Raw genomic sequence first — 20,189 nt, 5'->3', positions numbered from 1 at the left:
GCCGCCGATCGTCGCTTGCGAGGAGCGCCAATGAGACTGATGGCCCAGATGGCGATGGTGATGAACCTCGACAAGTGCATCGGCTGCCACACCTGCTCCGTCACCTGCAAGCAGGCGTGGACCAACCGGTCCGGCGTCGAGTACGTCTGGTTCAACAACGTCGAGTCCCGCCCCGGGCAGGGGTACCCGCGCACGTACGAGAACCAGCAACGCTGGGAAGGTGGGTGGACCCGCACCAGGACCGGGCGGCTCAAGCCCCGCGCCGGCGGCCGGGTGAAGAAGCTGCTCAGCATCTTCGCCAACCCCAAGCTGCCGTCCATGCAGGACTACTACGAGCCGTGGACCTACGACTACGAGCACCTGCTCACCGCGCCCGCCGGCGACGACACCCCCGTCGCCCGCCCCAAGTCGCTGCTCACCGGCCGGGACACGAAGGTCACCTGGTCGGCGAACTGGGACGACTCCCTCGCCGGCGGCAACGAGGTCGCCGCCGGCGACCCGATCCTCGCGCAGCTGTCCGACCAGGTCCGCCAGGAGTACGAGAAGGCGTTCCTGTTCTTCCTGCCGCGCATCTGCGAGCACTGCCTCAACCCGTCGTGCGCCGCGTCGTGCCCGTCCGGCGCGATCTACAAGCGGGCCGAGGACGGCATCGTGCTCGTCGACCAGGACCGGTGCCGCGGCTGGCGGATGTGCGTCACCGGCTGCCCGTACAAGAAGGTCTACTTCAACCACCGCACCGGCAAGGCCGAGAAGTGCACGTTCTGCTTCCCGCGGATCGAGATCGGCCAGCCGACCATCTGCTCCGAGACGTGCGTCGGGCGGCTGCGCTACATCGGCCTGATGCTGTACGACGCGGACCGGGTCGGCAAGGCCGCCGCCGTCAAGGACGAGCGCGAGCTCTACGCCGCGCAACGGTCGGTGTTCCTGGACCCGAACGACCCGCAGGTCGCCGCCGCGGCCCGCGCCTCCGGCATCCCCGAGGACTGGATCGCCGCGGCGCAACGCTCCCCGATCTGGGACCTCATCATGAAGTACGAGGTGGCGCTGCCGCTGCACCCGGAGTACCGCACCATGCCGATGGTCTGGTACATCCCGCCGCTGTCGCCGGTCGTCGACGCGCTCACCGGGACCGGCCACGACGGCGAGGAAGTCGGGAACCTGTTCGGCGCCGTCGACGCGCTGCGCATCCCCGTCGACTACCTCGCCGGGCTGTTCACCGCCGGCGACCCCGCACCGGTCACCGCCGTGCTGCGCCGGCTCGCCGCGATGCGCGCCTACCAGCGGCGGATCAACCTCGGCGAGGAGCGCGACGAGTCGATCGCCGCCACCGTCGGCATGACCGGCACACAGATGGACGACATGTACCGCCTGCTGGCGATCGCCAAGTACGAGGAGCGGTACGTCATCCCGGCCGCCCACCCCGAGCTGATCGAGGACGCGCACCGGCTCGAACGGCTCGGCACCGAATGCAGCCTGGAGGACGGGCCGTTCGGCGAGTCGTCCGGCACGCCGGCGCCGATCGCGATCGAGAACTTCCACATGCTGCGCAACCGGCAGACCGCCGACACCGGCGCCGCGCCCTCGGACAAGGAGACCCGGGTGAACCTGCTAAACTGGGACGGCAAAGGCACCCCGGACGGCCTGTTCCCACCGAAGACCGACGGCGGTGCCCCGTGACCGCTTGGCGTCCCGTCGCCGCCCGCGCGGCGTCCCTGCTGCTGCGCTACCCCGACGTCTCCGTGTTGGCGGCGGTACCGACGATCGTCGCCGCTCTGGACGGGCTCCCACCCGCGGTCGCCTCGCCACTGCGACGCGTCGCCGACCACCGGGCCGCGACCGATCCGGGCCGGCTCGCCGCCGAGTACGTGGAGCTGTTCGACTTCCGGCGCCGGTGCTGCCTGCACCTGACGTACTACACCTGCGGCGACACCCGCCGGCGCGGCGAGGCTCTGGTCCTGTTCGCCGCCGGGTACAAGGCCGCCGGTCTGGAGCTGGTCGACGGGGAGCTGCCCGACTACCTGCCCGCCGTCCTCGACCTCGCCGCCGCGCCCGATCCCGCTGCCGACCACGGCTGGCGGCTGCTGCGGGAGAACCGGATCGGCCTCGACCTGCTGAGCGGGGCCCTCGACGGCTCCGTGTACAGGCACGCGATCGAGGCGGTCCGCGCGATGCTGCCACCGGCCCAGCCCGGTGACCTCGCCGCCGCCGTCCGGCTCGCCCGCACCGGCCCGCCCGTCGAGCAGGTCGGCCTCGAACCGTTCGGACTCGTCGACACCACCGGAGGCCGCCGATGAACGTCCTGCTCTGGGTCGTGTATCCGTACGTCGCCGTCGCGATCCTCGTCGGCGGCCTGATCTGGCGCTACCGCTACGACAAGTTCGGCTGGACGACCCGCTCGTCGCAGCTGTACGAGACCGCCGTCCTGCGCTGGGGCAGCCCGCTGTTCCACTTCGGCGTCCTGATGGTCCTCATCGGGCACGTCGGCGGTCTGGTGGTGCCGAAGGCGTGGACGGAGGCGGTCGGGATCACCGAGCACGCCTACCACCTGTCGGCCGTGTTCATCGGTACCGTCGCCGGCCTCTGCACCCTGATCGGCATGGCGATCCTCATCGCCCGCCGCCGGCTCACCGGGCCGGTCTTCGCCGCCACCACGAAGAACGACAAGGGCATGTACCTGGTGCTCGCCGCCGTCATCGTCCTCGGCCTGCTCGCCACCGTGAAGGCGAACATCGCCGGCGACGGCTACGACTACCGCGAGACGATCTCCCCCTGGTTCCGGTCGCTGTTCGTCTTCCAGCCCGACCCGGACCTCATGGCGGGCGTGCCGACGTCGTTCCAGGTCCACATCATCATGGCGTTCGCGCTGTTCGCGTTCTGGCCCTTCACCCGGCTCGTGCACGCGTTCAGTGCCCCCGTCGGCTACCTCACCCGCCCCTACGTGGTGTACCGCAGCCGCGACGCCAGGCCCGGGCTGCGGCCCGCCCGCCCCGGCTGGGAGGGCCCGCCGAAGCTGCCCACCACCGACGACGCCTCCGCCCGCCGGCGGTAACGCCGGCCCGACCACCGCCGAGGTATGAGATGGCGAGAACCGGCAGACCCGCCACCAAGAAGGCGGCCGCACCACCGGCGCCGGCGGTGACCCCGCCCGGCGCCGGGCGGAACCTGATCCTGGCGACGATCGGGTTCACCGTGAACTTCTGGGCCTGGGCGCTGCTCGGCCCGCTCGGGCCCGGCGTCAAGGAGCGCCTCGGGCTGAGCTTCGCCGCCCAGTCGCTGCTCGTCGCCGTGCCCGTCGTCGTCGGATCGCTCGGCCGCATCCCGGTCGGCGCCCTCACCGACCGGTACGGCGCGCGCGTCATGTTCCCGCTCGTCAGCCTCGCCACCATCGTGCCCGTGCTGACCCTGACCGTCGTGTCGTCCTACCCGGCGCTCATCGTCACCGGGTTCTTCCTCGGCCTCGGCGGCACCACCTTCGCCGTCGGCGTCCCGCTCGTCTCCGGCTGGTACCCGCCGGCCCGCAAAGGCTTCGCGCTCGGCGTGTTCGGCATCGGGACCGGCGGCACCGCCATCGCCAACTTCAGCACCGTCAAGCTCGCCGACGCGTACGGTGCGGACACGCCGTTCCTCATCGTGGCCGCCGTCCTCGCCGTCTACGCGGTGCTCGCCTTCCTGCTGATGCGGGACGCGCCGGGCCGGCAGCCACCGGCCGGCTCTGCGGTCTCCCGCGTCCTGGCCGTGAGCCGGCTCGGCGTCACCTGGCAGCTGTGCTTCCTCTACGCGGTCGGCTTCGGCGGGTTCGTCGCCTTCAGCGTGTACCTGCCCGCCTACCTGAAGACCGTCTACGGGCTCACCGCCGACGACGCCGCGCTGCGCACCGCCGGGTTCGTCGTCCTCGCCGTGATCGCCCGGCCCACCGGCGGCTGGCTCTCCGACCGGTTCCACCCCGTGCCGGTCCTCGTCTGGTGCTTCACCGGCACCGCGCTCTTCGCCGTCGTGCAGGCGTTCCAGCCGGCCCTGATGCCGGTGGCCACCATCGCGTTCCTCGGCCTGGCGGCCCTGCTCGGCGCGGCCGCCGGCGCCGTCTTCGCCCTCGTCGGCAAGGTCGCCCCCGCCGACAAGGTCGGCGCCGTCACCGGCGTCGTCGGCGCGGCAGGCGGCCTCGGCGGGTTCGTCCCGCCACTCGTCATGGGCTGGGTGTACGGCGTGGAAGGCTCCTACGCCATCGGCCTGATGCTGCTGTCGGACGTCGCCCTCGCCGCCGCCGTCTACACCGCCGTCAAGATGAGCACCCTGGCCCGCCGCACCACCTGAAAGGAACCCGACATGTCCTCGTCATCGCTGCCCGCACTCGTCGAACAGCACCTGGCGACCGCCCGCACCGCCTCCAGCGGCCGCAGCGCCCAGACCCTGTACGGCGGTCACGAGCGCACACTGCACCAGACGCTCATCGCCCTGGCCGCCGGCCGCAAGCTCGACGAGCACGAGAACCCCGGCGAGGCCACCCTGCACGTGCTGCACGGCCGGGTCCGGCTCGCCACCGCCACCGACGCCGTTGAGGCCGCCGCCGGCGACCTGCTCGCCATCCCGGACGCCCGGCACACCCTCGAGGCCCTCGACGACGCCGCCGTCCTCCTCACCGTCGCCAAGCCGCACTGAGCCACCCGGCTGTCAACCGCCGGTGCCGGCCATCCGGTTTACTCGGCGGGAGGGCCGGATGACGCGAACACCCGCACCACCGGAAGGCTTCGCCGAGTTCGTGGCGGCGCGGTCGCACGTGCTGCTGCGGGCGGCGTGGCTGCTGACCGGCGACGCCGGGCGGGCCGAGGACCTCCTGCAGACGGCGCTCGCGCGCAGCTGGCAGCACTGGGACAGGATCGCGGTCGGCGGCAGCCCCGAGGCGTACGTGCGGCGGGTCCTCTACACCACCTACTCCAGCTGGTGGCAGCGGCGCTGGCGGGGCGAGCTGCCGAGCGCGGCGCCGCCGGAGCGGGCCAGCGGCGAGGACGTCGCCGCCGAGTCGGCCGGGCGGGACGGGGTGCGGCGCGCGCTCGCCCGGCTCACCGGCCGGCAGCGGGCCGTGGTCGTGCTGCGCTACGTGGAGGACCGCACCGTCGCGGAGACGGCGGAGCTGCTGGGCTGCACCGAGGGCACGGTGAAGACCCTGGCCTTCCGGGCGCTGCGGGCGCTGCGCGAGGACGACGCGGTGCGGGCGCTGCTCATCGACGAGGGAATCGACGGGGGAGTGGGGCACCATGACGCGTCCTGACGGTGACGGCCGGGCCATCGGCCGGCTCCTCGACGGTCTCGTGCCGGAGCTCGCGACGCCGCCGGACCGGCTCGCGGCGGTCGGCCGGAAGGTGCGGCGCCGGCGGCGGCTCACCGGGGTGCTGGCCGCGGTGGCCGTGGCCGCCGTGCTGATCGGCGGGGCGGCCGCCTTCGCCACCGCCAGGCCCGGTCCCAGCGTGCCGGCCGGACCGGACACGGCGGTTCCTGGCCGGCCCGGCGCCGGTGACTGCCCGGCGGCGCCGCCGGCGCGGTTCGGCGGGGGCAACGGGGACCTGCCGTCCAGCGCGGCCGGCGACCTCGCCCGGGCCGGCGCGGTCCGTGCCGTGTTCTGCCGGTACCTCGAGGTCCCGGAGCTGCACGTGCGGCGGCCCGGCCCGCCGCGGCGGCTCGTGCTGACCCGCGACGTCGGCGGCCTGGTCACCGCGCTGAACACCCTCCCGACCAGCGACATCGACCCGTGCTTCACCGTGGGCCTCGGCGGCGGGTACCTCACCCTGGAGTACGGCGACGGCAGCCGCGCGACGGTCGAGTTCGCGAGCGCGTGCGGGTTCGTGCGGCGCGGGACGGTCACCCGGTATCAGGGCGACCGGGCGGTCGAGGCGTTCGACCGCCGGTTCGTGGCGCAGGAGCTCGCGGCGGCGCGGCCGGGTGACGTGCCCGCCGCTGGCTGCGCGCAGCGGCTCACGACCGGGCCCGCCGACGGCAGGTTCAGCCCGGACCCCGTCGCCGACTTCTGGACCGTCACCTACGGCGCCGACCGCCGCTACCTGTCGGCGCCGCTCGCCGTCGTCACCGCCTGCCGGTACGTGCGCGGCGACGGGGACGCGTGGGACCGCACCCGCCAGGTCACCGACCGGGGCGCCGCCGGTGACGCGGCCACGGCGGTGAACGCGGCGGCGGAGGCGACCGCCGGTGAGATCCCGTACCTGCACTGTTCGGCGCCGCCGGGGACGGTCGACGTCCTCGTGCTGCGCGACGTGCTCGGCGAGACCCGCGAGGTGCGGGTCACCCGCGACGCCTGCCCGGTGGTGACCTTCGACTTCGAGGGCGCCCCGCCGTCGCCGGCCCTCAACGCCGTCCTCGACCGCCTGCTGGGCAAGCCGTAGAGCGGACGGTGGAGAATGCCGGGGTGAGGGCTGCCGCGGACGACGTGCGTGACGAGGAGAACTGGACGGGCGGGTTCTACGAGCTGTCCCTGCTCCTCGGCCCGGCCGACGACGGCAGGCTCGACCGGGCCGTGCGGTCGCTGTGGCACGCCGCGGGCGTCCAGGGGTGCCGGCCGGGCTCCGGCACGCTCGACGTCGAGATCGGTGCCGCCGCGTTGATCGAGCACGGGCACCTGCGGGGGTCGCTGACGCTGCCGTCCGGCGACCGGGTGGTCTGCGGCGCGTACGTGTGCCGGTATGACGACGGCGACGACGACCTGGAGCTGTACCTACCGCTGAGTGCGCTGGGGCGGGTCGACCGCCGGATCGGCGGTTACCCCTTCGACCAGCGCAGCGGGGTCGAGTCGCTGGCCTGGCGGGCCCCGCTCGACCGGTGGCTGGCCGACGTGGCCGTCGCCGTGCACGCCGATGTGCCGTTCGACCGTGCCCTGATCGGGTTCGAGGTCGACGACGTCGACATCACGGCCGACCAGAGGTACGCCGCCGTCCTCGCGCCCGGCCCCGAGGGCATGCAATACCACCCGGCGTCCGCCTGAAACCACACCCGGGCCGGCCTCAACGCGGTCCTGGACCACCTGATGGGGAGGCCGTAGGGGAGCCGACGCGGGCGCGGACCGCGTCGACGGCGTCCCAGTCGGCGCCGCTGAGGCTGATCAGCGCGGCCGGGAACACGCCGTCCTGCTCCTTGAGGATGTGGTCGCGCAGCACGTCGAGGATCCGCACGAACCGGTCGGGCCACGCGGGGTCGGTGGGCGTGTCGGCGGCGGCCTGCCCGAGCACCGCCTCGATCGCGTCGTGCTCCGCCTCCAGGGCGGCGACCTGGTCCGGGAACTCGCCCGCCAGCAGCGGGAACAGCCCCTTCTCCTCGACCTCGGTGTGCGGGCCGAGCACCGCGGCGATCCGCCGGGCCAGGTCCGCCATCCCGCCGGTGTCGGCGGCGGCGCGGGCCGCGCGGACCTCGCCGATCAGGTTCACCACCGTGTCGTGCTCGCGGGTCAGCTCGTCGATCGCCGCCAGGGTCTGGCAGCCGCAGTATTCGCACACGCTTCCGAGCATCCGTCCGCTGTCACCCTCCTGACCAGGGACCTTGGTCCCGGATCAGGTGGAGCGGACGGCCTGCGTCGTCCTCGTCGCCCACGCGAGGGCCGCCAGGTGCTTGATGAGGAGGTTGCCGCCGCCGCGGGTCGGGGCGCCCCGTTCGTGGGCGCCGACCGCGGCGAGCACGTCGCCGAGCGCGCCCGCGCCGTGCAGCAGCCCGTCGCGGACCGCCGGGGCCAGGGGCAGCGAGCCGGCGAGGGCCTCGATCGGCAGGCCCAGCAGGCCCGCGACGGCGTCGAGCAGGCCCGCCGTGAACGCCTCGTCGCCGTCGACGCCGGTGCTCTCCGCGATCAGCCGGCACAGCTGCGCGTGGACGAGGATGTCGGCGGTCTGCTCCTCGCCGGCCTCGGTGAGGTCGCCGACGAGCATCAGCGTCACCCAGTCGCGGATCTGGGCGGTGCCGAGCATGACGACCGCCTCGTGCACCGACGACACCCGGTGCGCGGCGCCGGCCGCGGCGGCGTTGACCGCCTTCAGCATCCGGTAGCTCAGCGCCGGGTCGCCCGACACGATCGACACGACCCGGTCCAGCCCCACGTCGGGCGCCATCAGCAGGCCGAGCAGGTGCACGCAGCGCAGCCGGGAGGCGCTCAGCGTCCGGGCCGACACGACCGCTGGCCGGCTCAGCGCGTACCCCTGGAACAGCTCGAACCCGAGCGCCTTCGCCTCCGCCACGTCGTCGGCGGTCTCCAGCCGCTCGGCGACGAACCGCAGGTGCGGGTGCGCGGCCCGGGCGGCGAGGATCGCCCGGCGCTGCGCGTCCGTCGTGCCCAGGAAGTCGACCTTCACGTAGGACGCGAGGGCGAAGAGCCGCTCGTGCCCCGACCCGGGGACGAAGTCGTCGAGGGCGATGACGTACCCGCGGCCGACCAGCGCGGCGACGCCCTCGACGAGCCGGTCGTCGACGTCGACGGTCTCGAGCACCTCCAGGACGGCGTGCCCGGGGGCGAACGGCACCGGCAGCTCGCCGAGCAGGAAGTCGGCGGTGAGGTTGATGAAGCAGGGCCGCCCGCCGGCGAGCTCCTCGACGCCGACGGTGGTGAACGCGGCGACCATCACCTGGCTCGTCGCGAACGACCCGCCGTCCGTCGCGGCGCCGGCCCGGGGCCCGTCGCGGAACAGCAGCTCGTACGCCGCGACGTCGCCCTGCCGGTCGTAGATGGCCTGGCGACCCACGTGGACGTCCGCGACCTCAGGTATGACGTTGGACATGCGTTTCCCGATCCGTGTGCGGCAGAACACCCTGCGTCACCGATAGTGACCTTTCCTGCTACCTGACGGCGACCGCCGAACGTCCACCAGCGCCGCCGACCGGCGTCCACCGGTCGGGGCCGTGGGCCCGCGACCGGGGGACTTTCGGCCCATGTGCCGGGACCGGACCCGGCGGAGGGTGGAGGGGAGACCACCGTCGTCCGGAAGGGAGCAGGTCGATGTCTGCGCTGCTGGTACGTGATGTGATGAGCACCGGCGTGGTCACCGTCGCACCCGACCTCGGGTACAAGCAGATCGTCGACCTCCTCGTCGAGTTCGGGGTCAGCGCCGTGCCGGTCGTCGACGGCGACCGCCGGGTGCTGGGCGTCGTCTCGGAGGCGGACCTGCTGCACAAGGTGGAGTGGGGCGCCGGCGCGCACGCCGGCCTCTTCGAACGCCGCCGGCAGCGCCTGGCGAAGGAGAAGGCCTCCGGCGAGCACGCCGAGGCGCTGATGACGGCACCCGCGGTCACCGTCACCGCGACCGCGACCCTCACCGACGCCGCCCGGCTCATGGAGCTCCGCGACGTCAAGCGGCTCCCCGTCGTCGACGACGCCGGAAACCTGGTCGGCATCGTCTCCCGCCGGGACCTGCTGCGGCGGTACCTGCGGGAGGACGCCGCCATCCGCACCGACATCATCGAGTCGGTGCTGCGCGGCATCATGTGGATCGACCCGGTCGAGGTCGACGTCGCCGTCGCGGACGGCCATGTGACCCTCGCCGGGAAGATCGACCGGCGCAGCAGCGCCCAGATCGCCGTCCGCCTGATCCACCGCGTCGACGGCGTCGTCGGCGTCACCGACGACGAGCTCGAATGGGGCTTCGACGACACGACGGCCCGGCTCGGCCACATCGACGCCTGACCGCCATGCCGACACGGATCAGGGTCGTCGCCGGGTTCGACGGTTCCGCGGACGGCTGGGCGGCGGCCCGCCACGCCGCCGCCGAGGCCGCCGCCGGGCGGGGCGTCGTTCGGCTCGTGCACTCCCAGCTGGACCGGGTCGCGTACGCCGGCCTGCTGCCGCCCGACCTCACCGCCGACGCCCACACAGAGGCGTGGCGGCTGCTCGACACGGTCCGCGACGAACTGGCGGCGGCCCACCCCGGCGTGCACGTCGAGGCGGCGGTCGTGCAACGGGCGCCGGCCGCCGCGCTGGTACGGGTGGCCCGCTCGGCCGACGTCGTCGTGCTCGGCCGGCGCGGGCACGGCCGGCCCCCGGCGCGCGGCGGGGCCGGACGGATCCACGTCGGCGCCGTCACCGCGCACGTGATGGCGTACGCCTCGTGCCCCGTCGTCGTCGTGAGCGCCGGCGACACCGGGCACGGCCCGGTCCTGCTGGGGCTCGACCCGGCCGCGCCGTCGGCGGCGGCGATCCACCACGCGTTCGAGACGGCGCAGCGCCGCGGCACGGGCGTCAGGGTGTGCGCCGTCAGCGGACCCGACGACCCGCGCGACGACACCGCCACCCGGCTGCTGCTCAGCCGGGCCATCGCCGACCGGCGCGCCGTGCACCCCGACGTCGCCGTCGCGCTGGACGCTCTGCACGGCGTCGACCCCGCCGCCCGGCTGCTCGACGCCGCGAGGGCCGCGTCGCTCGTCGTCGTGGGCGCCGGCGAGGGGACCGGCACGCTCGTGCGCAACGCGTCGTGCCCGGTCGCCGTCGTCGGTGGGCGGGACCTTGGTCATCCCCGGGCGGGACGTCGGGCACTGGGATCGATGCCCTGACCGCCGAAGGATGGAGGCGCGGGCCGTGCGGTCCGCGCCGCCCTCGGGAAGGAAGTGATGACGGTGACCGGGACCCTCACCCCGCTCGACGTGCCCGTCCTGGCCGTCGAAGGGACAGCACCGGCCGTCGACCGCCTGGTGACCAGGGCGCTGCGGGCGCTCGACGCGTACGCGGCACTGGGGCAGGAGCAGATCGACCACATCGTCAAGAAGGCCTCCGTCGCGGCGCTCAGCCAGCACGGCCGCCTCGCCGAGCTCGCGATCGAGGAGACCGGGCGCGGCGTCTTCGAGGACAAGGCGGTCAAGAACGTCTTCGCCTCCGAGCACATCGCGCACAGCCTCGCCGGCCTGCGCAGCGTCGGGATCGTGGCCCGCGACGAGATCAACGGTATCGTCGAGATCGCCGAACCGGTCGGGGTCGTCTGCGCCGTCACGCCCGTCACCAACCCCACGTCGACGACGGTGTTCAAGGCGCTGATCGCGCTGAAGACCCGCAACCCCGTCGTGTTCGCGTTCCACCCCGCCGCCCAGCGGTGCAGCGCCGAGGCCGCCAGGGTGGTCCGCGACGCGGCCGTCGCCGCCGGCGCGCCCCGCGACTGCATCCAGTGGATCGAGGCGCCGTCCATCGAGGCGACCCAGACCCTCATGCGGCACCCCGGGGTGGCCGTCATCCTCGCCACCGGCGGCGGCGCCATGGTCCGCGCGGCGTACTCGGCCGGCAAGCCAGCGCTCGGCGTCGGGCCCGGCAACGTCCCCGCGTACATCGAACGCAGCGCCGACGTGGTGCGCGCCGTGCACGACGTCGTGGTCTCCAAGACCTTCGACAACGGCATGATCTGCGCCTCCGAGCAGGCCGTCATCCTCGACGACGCCATCGCCGACCAGGCGCTCGCCCAGTTCGAGCGGCTGCACGCGCACATCGCGACCCCGCAGGAGAAGGAGCTGCTGGAGCGGTTCATCTTCGGTGCCGCCGCCGGCTCCAACTGCGCCGGGGCCAGGCTCAACCCCGACGTGGTGGGCCGCTCCGCGGCGTGGATCGCGGCCGGGGCGGGCTTCGACGTGCCGGCGGACACCTCGGTCATCCTCGTGCCGGTCGGCGGGGTCGGCCCCGACGAGCCGCTGACCCGGGAGAAGCTGTGCCCCGTCCTCGCCGTGCTGCGCGCCGGCTCGACGGAGGAGGGGTTCCGCCTCGCCGAGCAGATGGTCGAGCTCGACGGGCTCGGGCACAGCGCGGTCATCCACACCGCCGGCGCCGCCACCGCGGAGGCCTACGGCCGGCGGGTCAAGGCGGTCAGGATCATCTGGAACTCGCCGTCGTCGCAGGGCGGCATCGGCGACGTCTACAACGCCTTCCTGCCGTCGCTGACGCTCGGCTGCGGCAGCTACGGCCGCAACTCGGTGTCCGGCAACGTCTCGGCGGTGAACCTGCTCAACATCAAGCGGATCGGCCGGCGCACCAACAACCTGCAGTGGTTCAAGGTCCCGCCGAAGATCTACTTCGAGCCCAACGCCATCCGGTACCTGGCGGACATGCCCGACGTCCACCGGGTCACGATCGTCACCGATCCGACGATGACCAGGCTCGGCTACGTCGACCGCATCCGCGGCGTCCTGCGCGGCAGCGCCAACCCGGTCACCGTGCAGATCCTGGACGACGTCGAGCCGGAGCCGACGATGGCGACCGTCGAGCGGGGCGCCGAGCTGATGGGCTCGTTCCGCCCCGACACGATCATCGCGCTCGGCGGCGGCTCGCCGATGGACGCGGCGAAGGTGATGTGGCTGCTGTACGAGAACCCCGGCACCGAGTTCACCGACATGCGGGAGAAGTTCTTCGACATCCGCAAGCGGGCGTTCACGTTCCCGGCCCTGGGCCGGCTGGCCCGGCTCGTCTGCGTGCCGACCACGTCCGGCACCGGTGCGGAGATCACCCCGTTCGCCGTCATCACCGACACGAAGACCGGCATGAAGTACCCCCTGGCCGACTACGCGCTCACCCCGAGCGTCGCGATCATCGACCCGGTGCTGACGGCCGACCTGCCGGCGAACGTCACCGCCGACAGCGGCTTCGACTGCCTCACCCACGCCACCGAGGCGTTCGTGTCCGTGTACGCCAACGACTACACCGACGGCCTCGCCCTGCACGCGATCAAGCTGGTGTTCCAGTACCTGCCGGCGGCGGTGCACCAGGGCCGCACCGACGCGACCGCGCGGGAGAAGATGCACAACGCCGGGACGATCGCCGGCATGGCCTTCGGCAACGCGTTCCTCGGCATGGTGCACGCCCTGGCCCACACCCTGGGCGCCACGTTCCACATCGCCCACGGGCGCACCAACGCGATCCTGCTACCGCACGTCATCCGCCACAACGGCACGGTGCCGGCGAAGCTGACCGCCTGGCCGAAGTACGAGCGGTACGTGGCCCCGGAGCGCTTCCAGCAGATCGCCCAGGCGCTCGGGCTGCCGGCCGGCACCCCCGAGGAGGGCGTGGAGTCCTACGCCGCCGCCGTGGAGCGCCTCCGCGCCGAGGTCGGCATCGAGCCGTCGTTCCAGGCCGTCGGCGTCGACGAGCAGACGTTCCTGGACGCGCTGCCGCAGCAGGCGATGAACGCCTACCTGGACCAGTGCGCCCCGGCGAACCCGCGCATGCCGATGCTGGACGACCTCCGCGCCATCATGCGGACCGCCTACTACGGCACCGCCCACCAGTGACCGGAGCGCGGGCGGTGGCGCCGGGCGGTCTGCCGGCGCCACCGCCTCAGGCCGTCAGCCCGGCGCGGCCGGTCCGGTGACGGTCAGGACCGGGTGACGATCGCCCGCAGGCGCGCGCGCCCAGAACCAGCCGGGCAGCGGCGGGACCGCGAGGACCTGCTGCTGCCGGTCGCGGACGAGCGCCGGCGCCTGCGCGGCGTCGCCGGGGTTGAGCTCCGCCGCACTCATCGCGGTTTGCCACCCCATCACCAGCCTCCGGCTCGTGCAATGACCGGCTGACGGCCGTGAGGGCCGGGGGTCCCGCCGGGACGGGACCACCGGCCCTGCCACGGAACCCGGGCGTGGGCGAGAGTCGATGTGAGCCCACTGAACGGGAGGCCGCCATGACACCGCACCTGCGAGCCGAGATCGACCAGGTCGCCGAGGCCTCGATCGCGGCGCTGCGCGCTCCGTCGATCCTGAACACCCAGCCGTGGCGGTGGCGGCTCGCCGGCAACAACGCCGAGCTGTGGGCCGACCGGTCCCGCCGCCTGGACGGCATCGACCCCGACGGCCGGCTCCTGCTGCTCAGCTGCGGCACCGCGCTGCACCATGCGACCGTGGCGCTGCTCGCCGCCGGCTACGACGCCGGCATCGTCCGGCTGCCGGACCCGGACCGGCCGGACCTGGTCGCCCGGATCCGTCAGGGACGGCAGCGCACTGCGGACGCCTTCCTGTACCGGGCGATCTACCAGCGCCGCACGGACCGCCGACCGTTCGGCGACACCCGCCCCGGCGACGCCGTGCTCGACGAGCTGCGCGCCGCGGCCGAGCGGCACGGCACCCACCTGCACGTGGTGCGCGACGACCAGGTGACGGCCTTCGCCTCCGCGGTCGCGCACGCGGGGGAGGCGGAGCACGGCGACGCGCGGATCCGGGAGGACCTGCTCGCCTGGACGACCCGCGACCGGGACGACCGGGACGGCGTCTCGCCCCGCAGCACCGTCCCGGACACCCACCGCACCATCGCGCCCCGGGACTTCAACCTGGCGCGCCCGGCGGCACTCGAACCGGGCACCGGGTCGGACCGCGGCACCGCGTACGTCATTCTCACCGTCGAGGAGGAGGAACCCTCGAACTGGGTCGCCGCCGGCGAGGCACTCTCCGACGTCTGGCTCACCCTCACCGCCCGCGGGCTGGCCGCCTCGCCGATCAGCGAGGTCGTCGAGGTGCCGGCGGTCCGGGTGGCGCTGCGGCGGCTGCTCGGCGGCGTCGGTCACCCGGCGATCGCGATGCGGGTCGGTGTGCCCGTCGACGACCTGGAACCGGTCCCGCCGTCCGTCCGCCGCTCCGGCACCGACACCATCGGCCTGCCCGGTCAACCGTGATCTTCTGACGCGTCCCGCATGCACGGCCGCGGCAGCTCGCGTAGCCTCGGCCTCATATGCCCGGGATGGAATGTTGACATTGCGACCGCAAACCTGAACACGCATATCGGAGAAAGGACGTCCGGTGACCACTGTCGCGGACCGCACCACTGCCCTCGGCCGGCCCACTGACGACGAGATCGCCCAGCTGGACGCGTGGTGGCGAGCGAACAACTACCTCACCATCGGCCAGATCTACCTGCAGGGCAACCCGCTGCTGCGCCGCCCGCTCGCCCCCGAGGACATCAAACCCCGGCTGCTCGGTCACTGGGGCACCAGCCCCGGCCTGTCGCTGATCTACGCGCACGTGTCGCGGCTCATCCGGCTCACCGGCCAGCAGGCGATCTACCTCGCCGGTCCCGGCCACGGCGGCCCCGCGCTCGTCGCCGCCGGCTACCTGGAGGGCACCTACAGCGAGGTCTACCCGGCGGTGTCGCAGGACGAGGAAGGCCTGCTGCGGCTGTTCCGGCAGTTCTCCAGCCCCGGCGGCATCCCCAGCCACGTCTCCGTCACCACGCCCGGCTCCATCCACGAGGGCGGCGAGCTCGGCTACGTCCTCGTCCATGCGTTCGGCTCCGTCATGGACAACCCCGACCTGCTGACCGTCGCGGTCGTCGGCGACGGCGAGGCCGAGACCGGCCCCCTCGAAGGCTCGTGGAAGGGCGTCTCGTTCATCAACCCGGCCCGCGACGGCGCGGTCCTGCCGATCCTGCACCTCAACGACGCGAAGATCGCCGGCCCGACGGTGCTCGGCCGCAAGGAACCCGCCGAGGTGCGCTCGCTGCTGGAGGGCCACGGCTACGAGGTCCTCGAGGTCAGCGGCTCGGACCTGCCCGGCATGCACCACCGCTTCGCCGCCACCCTCGCCGAGGCGTGGGGCAAGATCCACGCCATCCAGACCGCCGCCCGCAGCACCGACTGGGACGGCACCCGGCCGCGCTGGCCGATGATCATCCTCCGGTCGCCGAAGGGCTGGACCGGGCCCGAGGAGGTCGACGGCGTCAAGGTCACCGGCACGTGGCGGTCCCACCAGGTGCCGCTGTCCGGCGTCAAGGACAACCCGGAGCACCTGGCGATCCTGGAGCGTTGGCTGCGTTCGTACCGGCCGGAGAAGCTGTTCGACGACGCCGGGGCACCCGTCGCCCTCGTGTCCGGCCTCGCCCCCGGCGGTGACCTGCGGATGAGCGCCAGCCCGCACGCCAACGGCGGCCTGCTCACCCGGGACCTCGACATCCCCGACTTCCGCAAGTACGCGGTCGAGGTCGACGAGCCCGGCGCCTCCCGCGCGGAGTCGACCCGGCGCCTCGGCGAGATGCTGCGCGACGTGTACAGCGGCAACCCCGACCGCTTCCGCCTCTTCTGCCCCGACGAGACCAACAGCAACCGGCTCGGCGCCGTCTTCGAGGTCTCCGACCGCGCCTTCATGGAGCGGGTCACCGACGCCGACGTCGCCATCGGTCGCGACGGGCGGGTCATGGAGGTGCTCTCCGAGCACAACTGCCACGGCTGGCTGGAGGGCTACACCCTCACCGGACGGCACGGCATGTTCGCCACGTACGAGGCGTTCGCGATGGTCTCCGCGTCGCAGACGGTGCAGCACGGCAAGTGGCTGCAGGAGGCGAAACGGCTCGACTGGCGGGCGAAGGTGCCCTCGCTGAACGTGCTGCTCACCTCGACCGCGTGGCGCAACGACCACAACGGCTTCTCGCACCAGGGCCCCGGGCTCATCCAGGTCGTGCTCACCCAGCGCGGCGACGTGGCCCGCGTCTACCTGCCGCCGGACGCCAACACGCTGCTGTCCGTCGCGGACCACTGCCTGCGCTCCCGCTCGTACATCAACCTCATCGTCATCGACAAGCAGCCGCAGCTGCAGTGGCTGAGCATGGACCAGGCCATCGAGCACTGCGCGGCGGGCGCGGGGATCTGGGACTGGGCCGGCACCGACGACGGCTCCACCGACCCCGACATCGTGCTGGCCTGCGCCGGTGACGTCGTCACGATGGAGACCGTCGCCGCCGCGCAGATCCTCCGCGAGCGGCTGCCGAAGCTCAAGGTCCGGGTCGTCAACGTCGTGGACCTCATGACGCTGCCCCGCCCGAAGGACCACCCGCACGGGATGAGCCCGACCCGGTTCACCGAGCTGTTCACCGACCACGTCGACGTCGTCTTCGCCTTCCACGGCTACCCGGGCGCCATCCACCAGCTCGTCCACGGCCGCCCCGACGCCGACCGGTTCCGGGTGCGCGGCTTCATCGAGGAGGGCACCACCACGACCCCGTTCGACATGACCGTCCGCAACCGCGCCTCCCGCTTCCACCTCGTCATCGACGCCATCAACAACGCGAAGCGGCTGCCGCGCGGCGCCGCCGAGCTGAAGGCGTGGTGCGAGCAGAAACTCGCCGAGCACGAGACCTACGTCGTGGAGCACCTCGAGGACCTGCCCGAGGTCCGCGACTGGACCCTCGGCGACTGGGCGGCACAGGGATGAGCACGGCGACCGAAACGCTGGCCCGGGCGGCGGACACCGCCCGGCTGGCGCCCTCCGTGCACAACACCCAGCCGTGGCGTTGGGTCGTGCAGGGCTCGTCCTTGTCGCTGTACGCCGTGCCCGGCCGTCAGCTGCGCGAGCAGGACCCGGCGGGGCGCCTCCTGCTGGTCAGCTGCGGCGCGGCGCTGCACCACGCGCGGGTCGCCCTGGACGCCTCCGGCTGGACGTACGACGTCGCGCGATCCGCCGGCGACGGGTCCACCACGGCCGACGACGCGACGCCGCTCGCGGTCGTGCACGCCTCGCAGGCCGGGCCCGCCGACCCCGGCGCGATGCGGCGCCTGCAGCTGCTGCAGGTCCGGCGCACCGACCGGCGGGTGGTCAGCGACGAGCCGGTGTCCGCGGCCGTGCGCGAGGCGCTGGTCGCCGCGGCCGGGCAGGAGGGCTCCCGCCTGCACCTGCTCACCCGCGACCAGGTCCTCCAGCTCGCCGTCGTCATCGAGCACGCCGGCGACGCGGAGCGGCACGACGAACGGATGCGCGCCGAGACGGCCGAGTGGGTCGGCGGCGACCGCCCGTCGGGCACCGGCCTGCCCGACACCGTGATCCCCGCCGAGCTGCCGCTCACCACGGTCGCCGAACGCGACTTCGGCGTCAGCGGCAACCTCCCAGCCGGCTCCGGCCACGACGAGGCCGCCGCCTACGCCGTCCTGTACGGCGACGGCGACGAACCCTCCGACTGGCTCCGCGCCGGCGAGGCCCTCAGCGAGATCTGGCTCGCCGCGACCGAGCACGGCGCCGCGGTCCTGCCGCTGAGCAGCCCCGTCGAGCTCGACTTCACCCGCCAGGCGCTGCGGCGCATGCTGGGCGAGGTCGGCTACCCGTACCTGGTCCTGCGCCTCGGCACCACGGACCCCGACCATGCCGGCCCGGCCCACACCCCGCGCCTGCCCGTCGAGCAGGTCGTCGAGATCCTCGACTGACAGCACTACCGGCACGATGGGCGGCGGGCCGGTCCGGGCCCGCCGCCCGCTCGTCGTGGTTACGATGCCTCCCCCCACGCACCCGTCCGCGCGCGGGACTGCGGGCGTGTGTCCCGGTAGGGAGGTGTCGTGGAGGCTGAGGAGTCGTTCCGTGCGTACGTGGCGGGCCGGTTGGCGGCGTTGTCCCGCATGGCCTACCTGCTGTGCGGTGACCGGCACGCCGCCGAGGACCTCGTGCAGGTGACGCTGGTCCGGGTCGCCCGGCACTGGGAGCGGGTGGTGGCCGGCGGGGACCCGGACCCGTACGTGCGGCGGGTGATGGTCAGCCAGCACGTGTCGCTGTGGCGGCGGCGCTGGCGGCAGGTGCACGTGAGCGATCAGCTGCCGGACCGCGCGGTGCCGGACCGGGCGGACGCCGTCACGACCGCGCTCGCGGTCCAGGCCGCGCTGGCGAAGCTGGCGCCCCGGCAGCGGGCCGTGCTGGTCCTGCGGTACTTCGAGGACCTGACCGAGGCCGCGACCGCCGAGGCGCTGCGCTGCTCGGTGTCGACCGTGAAGAGCCAGACCCGTGACGCCCTCGCCGCCCTCCGTGTCAAAGCGCCCGAGCTGGCCGAGGTGATGTCATGACCGTGCCGTTGCGTGACACGCTGCGTGAGCTGGGGGAGCGGATGCCGCCCGCCCGGCTGCCCGACGACCCGTGGCGGCGCGGGCGGCGGCAGCGGCGCCGGAGCAGGGTCGTCGCGGCCGTCGTCGTGGCGCTGCTCTGCGCGGCCGTGGCCGTCCTGCCCGGCGTACACCTGGAGCCCCGGCCCGCCCAGGGCGACCCGGCCGTCCCCGCCGGCATCGAGCTGCCGTACTTCTGGCAGGCGACGGTCGGCATGGCGCCGCCCGGCCCGGCCACGGTGCTGTTCGGCGGCTACAGCTGGGGGCTGAGCAGCGACCCCTACCCCTTCGAGGAAGAGGGCGGCAAGCTCGCCGTTGTCGGCCATAACGGCGCCTACCGTATGCTGCGCTATCCGGACGACAAGCTGCGTGCCGGGCAGGATGTGCGGCTGTCTCCGGACGGCAACCTCGTCGCGCAGAGCATGCTGACCGGCGGTCCGGCCGGGTGGCTGGTGGTCACCGACCTGCGCACCGGCCGCAGCCGCGGCTACGGCGACGGGCCGCCGGCCTGCTGCTTCGAGGTCGCGGCGTGGCGGCCGGACAGCGGCGCCGTCCTGGTACTGCACGGCGACAACAACGACTTTGATCCAGGAACCGACCGCCGACGGGCACAGTACATCCTGGTCGACCTGGCCAGCGGCGCGCTGGTCCCGGTCGACGACGTGTTCGCGCGCGACCCCGTCGCCTCAGCGTGGGTGGCGGCGTTCGCGCCGGACGGCCACGGGTTCGTCGCGACGAGGCCCTCCGCGGGCGGCACCGAGTTGCGCGGCTACGACGCCGCCGGCCGGCGGCTGTGGACCCGCGACCTCGGCGACCGGCGGCTGGCCGGCGCGGGCGCCTACACACCGGACAGTTCGGCCGTGGCACTGCTGACCATCGACGGCTGCACGAACACAAAGAAGTGCGACCACGATCGGCTCGCCGCCCGGCGATGGCGCGTCTCCTACGTAGACGCCGCCACCGGCGCGGACCGCGAAGGGCCGGCGCTGCCGACGGTGACCGGTCCGGCGGTACGAGCGCTCGGCTGGCACGGCGACACCCTCATCGTCGTGCAATACGAACTCGAAGACGAAATCCTGCTGGAACCGGACGATACGGGCTGGTCAGAGACCCGGCACGTCCGCGTGCTGGCGCTGCGACCAGACGGCACCGTGAGCGTCGTGCTGGACCCGCCGGGCGACGTCAGCTCCATCGACATCGCGCAGGACCTGCTCCGCGACGGGCGGTTCGGTGGCCCGGTGCCAGCGCCGGCGGCGCTGCCCGCCCGCTGGTCGGTAATCGCGCAGGCAAGCGTGCTCGCGCTCTGCGTGCTGTCACCGGTGCTGCTGATCGCCGCCCTCGTCATCCGGCTGGTCCGTCGCCGCCGCCGCACGGCCCGGCCGTAGCGGCGGCGTCTCGGACCGTTGTCGGCCG

19 protein-coding genes are annotated in these 20,189 nt (G+C 73.6%); 16 read left to right on the top strand and 3 right to left on the bottom strand.

What is annotated here, in order from left to right; genetic code table 11:
- The first annotated feature begins 30 nt into the window (after positions 1–30).
- From narH to ABZ321_RS24955, 8 genes are read left to right on the top strand one after another with little or no spacing between them, the layout of a single operon-like run.
- Complete coding sequence (narH, locus tag ABZ321_RS24990) at positions 31–1,677, top strand: nitrate reductase subunit beta (RefSeq protein WP_354895150.1); 1,647 nt, start codon at positions 31–33, stop codon at positions 1,675–1,677.
- The gene (gene narJ / locus ABZ321_RS24985; RefSeq protein WP_354895147.1) at positions 1,674–2,294 is read left to right on the top strand and encodes a nitrate reductase molybdenum cofactor assembly chaperone; all 621 of its coding nucleotides are present in this window, start codon (positions 1,674–1,676) and stop codon (positions 2,292–2,294) included. Before narH ends, narJ begins: the two co-directional genes overlap by 4 nt.
- Positions 2,291–3,049, top strand: a complete 759-nt coding sequence (narI, locus tag ABZ321_RS24980) for a respiratory nitrate reductase subunit gamma (RefSeq protein ID WP_354895145.1) — start codon at positions 2,291–2,293, stop codon at positions 3,047–3,049. The genes narJ and narI overlap by 4 nt, the downstream gene beginning before the upstream one ends.
- A 29-nt stretch (positions 3,050–3,078) precedes the next feature.
- A complete protein-coding gene (locus ABZ321_RS24975; RefSeq protein WP_344505800.1) occupies positions 3,079–4,311 on the top strand; it encodes an MFS transporter in 1,233 nt (410 codons plus the stop codon).
- Positions 4,312–4,323: 12 nt separating this feature from the next.
- Positions 4,324–4,656 (top strand): LuxR family transcriptional regulator, encoded by a 333-nt coding sequence (locus ABZ321_RS24970; protein WP_344505799.1) that lies wholly within the window; start codon positions 4,324–4,326, stop codon positions 4,654–4,656.
- 58 nt (positions 4,657–4,714) lie between these two features.
- Positions 4,715–5,266, top strand: a complete 552-nt coding sequence (locus tag ABZ321_RS24965; protein ID WP_354895141.1) for a SigE family RNA polymerase sigma factor — start codon at positions 4,715–4,717, stop codon at positions 5,264–5,266.
- Positions 5,253–6,392, top strand: a complete 1,140-nt coding sequence (locus ABZ321_RS24960) for a hypothetical protein (RefSeq protein ID WP_354895138.1) — start codon at positions 5,253–5,255, stop codon at positions 6,390–6,392. The genes ABZ321_RS24965 and ABZ321_RS24960 overlap by 14 nt, the downstream gene beginning before the upstream one ends.
- Positions 6,393–6,415: 23 nt before the next feature.
- A complete protein-coding gene (locus ABZ321_RS24955) occupies positions 6,416–6,988 on the top strand; it encodes a hypothetical protein (protein WP_354895135.1) in 573 nt (190 codons plus the stop codon).
- A gap of 19 nt (positions 6,989–7,007) precedes the next feature.
- Here ABZ321_RS24955 and ABZ321_RS24950 read toward each other — a convergent pair whose 3' ends face one another.
- Both ABZ321_RS24950 and ABZ321_RS24945 read right to left on the bottom strand, forming a co-directional pair.
- Positions 7,008–7,508, bottom strand: a complete 501-nt coding sequence (locus ABZ321_RS24950) for a hemerythrin domain-containing protein (protein ID WP_354895133.1) — start codon at positions 7,506–7,508, stop codon at positions 7,008–7,010.
- Between the two features lie 42 nt (positions 7,509–7,550).
- The gene (locus tag ABZ321_RS24945; RefSeq protein ID WP_354895130.1) at positions 7,551–8,762 is read right to left on the bottom strand and encodes an HDOD domain-containing protein; all 1,212 of its coding nucleotides are present in this window, start codon (positions 8,760–8,762) and stop codon (positions 7,551–7,553) included.
- Positions 8,763–8,980: 218 nt separating this feature from the next.
- Between ABZ321_RS24945 and ABZ321_RS24940 the strand changes: the two genes are divergently transcribed.
- Genes ABZ321_RS24940 through adhE form a run of 3 tightly spaced genes read left to right on the top strand, consistent with a single transcriptional unit; the run spans position 8,981 to position 13,236 of the window.
- Complete coding sequence (locus ABZ321_RS24940) at positions 8,981–9,664, top strand: CBS domain-containing protein (protein WP_354895127.1); 684 nt, start codon at positions 8,981–8,983, stop codon at positions 9,662–9,664.
- A 5-nt stretch (positions 9,665–9,669) separates the two neighbouring features.
- Complete coding sequence (locus ABZ321_RS24935) at positions 9,670–10,527, top strand: universal stress protein (protein ID WP_354895124.1); 858 nt, start codon at positions 9,670–9,672, stop codon at positions 10,525–10,527.
- 57 nt (positions 10,528–10,584) lie between these two features.
- Entirely contained in the window at positions 10,585–13,236 is a 2,652-nt protein-coding gene (adhE, locus tag ABZ321_RS24930) for a bifunctional acetaldehyde-CoA/alcohol dehydrogenase (RefSeq protein ID WP_354895121.1), read from the top strand.
- A 54-nt stretch (positions 13,237–13,290) separates the two neighbouring features.
- On the opposite strand, the gene ABZ321_RS24925 is transcribed toward adhE, so the two are convergent.
- On the bottom strand, positions 13,291–13,464 hold the full coding sequence (locus tag ABZ321_RS24925; protein ID WP_354895119.1) for a hypothetical protein: 174 nt from the start codon (positions 13,462–13,464) through the stop codon (positions 13,291–13,293).
- Positions 13,465–13,619: 155 nt separating this feature from the next.
- Between ABZ321_RS24925 and ABZ321_RS24920 the strand changes: the two genes are divergently transcribed.
- From ABZ321_RS24920 to ABZ321_RS24900, 5 genes are all read left to right on the top strand, one after another.
- Positions 13,620–14,603 carry a nitroreductase gene (locus tag ABZ321_RS24920; RefSeq protein WP_344505790.1) on the top strand — a complete coding sequence of 328 codons (984 nt, stop codon included), beginning with the start codon at positions 13,620–13,622 and terminating at the stop codon, positions 14,601–14,603.
- A gap of 124 nt (positions 14,604–14,727) precedes the next feature.
- Positions 14,728–17,130: a phosphoketolase family protein gene (locus ABZ321_RS24915; RefSeq protein WP_354895116.1), complete on the top strand. Its 2,403-nt coding sequence runs from the start codon at positions 14,728–14,730 to the stop codon at positions 17,128–17,130.
- A complete protein-coding gene (locus ABZ321_RS24910) occupies positions 17,127–18,113 on the top strand; it encodes a nitroreductase (RefSeq protein WP_344505788.1) in 987 nt (328 codons plus the stop codon). Before ABZ321_RS24915 ends, ABZ321_RS24910 begins: the two co-directional genes overlap by 4 nt.
- A 129-nt stretch (positions 18,114–18,242) precedes the next feature.
- Entirely contained in the window at positions 18,243–18,740 is a 498-nt protein-coding gene (locus ABZ321_RS24905) for a SigE family RNA polymerase sigma factor (protein ID WP_344505787.1), read from the top strand.
- Positions 18,737–20,161: a hypothetical protein gene (locus ABZ321_RS24900; protein WP_354895112.1), complete on the top strand. Its 1,425-nt coding sequence runs from the start codon at positions 18,737–18,739 to the stop codon at positions 20,159–20,161. Before ABZ321_RS24905 ends, ABZ321_RS24900 begins: the two co-directional genes overlap by 4 nt.
- Positions 20,162–20,189 lie beyond the last annotated feature (28 nt).

Origin of the sequence: Dactylosporangium sp. NPDC006015, assembly GCF_040614215.1 — a bacterium.
Classification (GTDB): Bacteria; Actinomycetota; Actinomycetes; order Mycobacteriales; family Micromonosporaceae; genus Dactylosporangium; species Dactylosporangium maewongense.
This window is presented reverse-complemented; position numbering and strand designations above follow the sequence as displayed.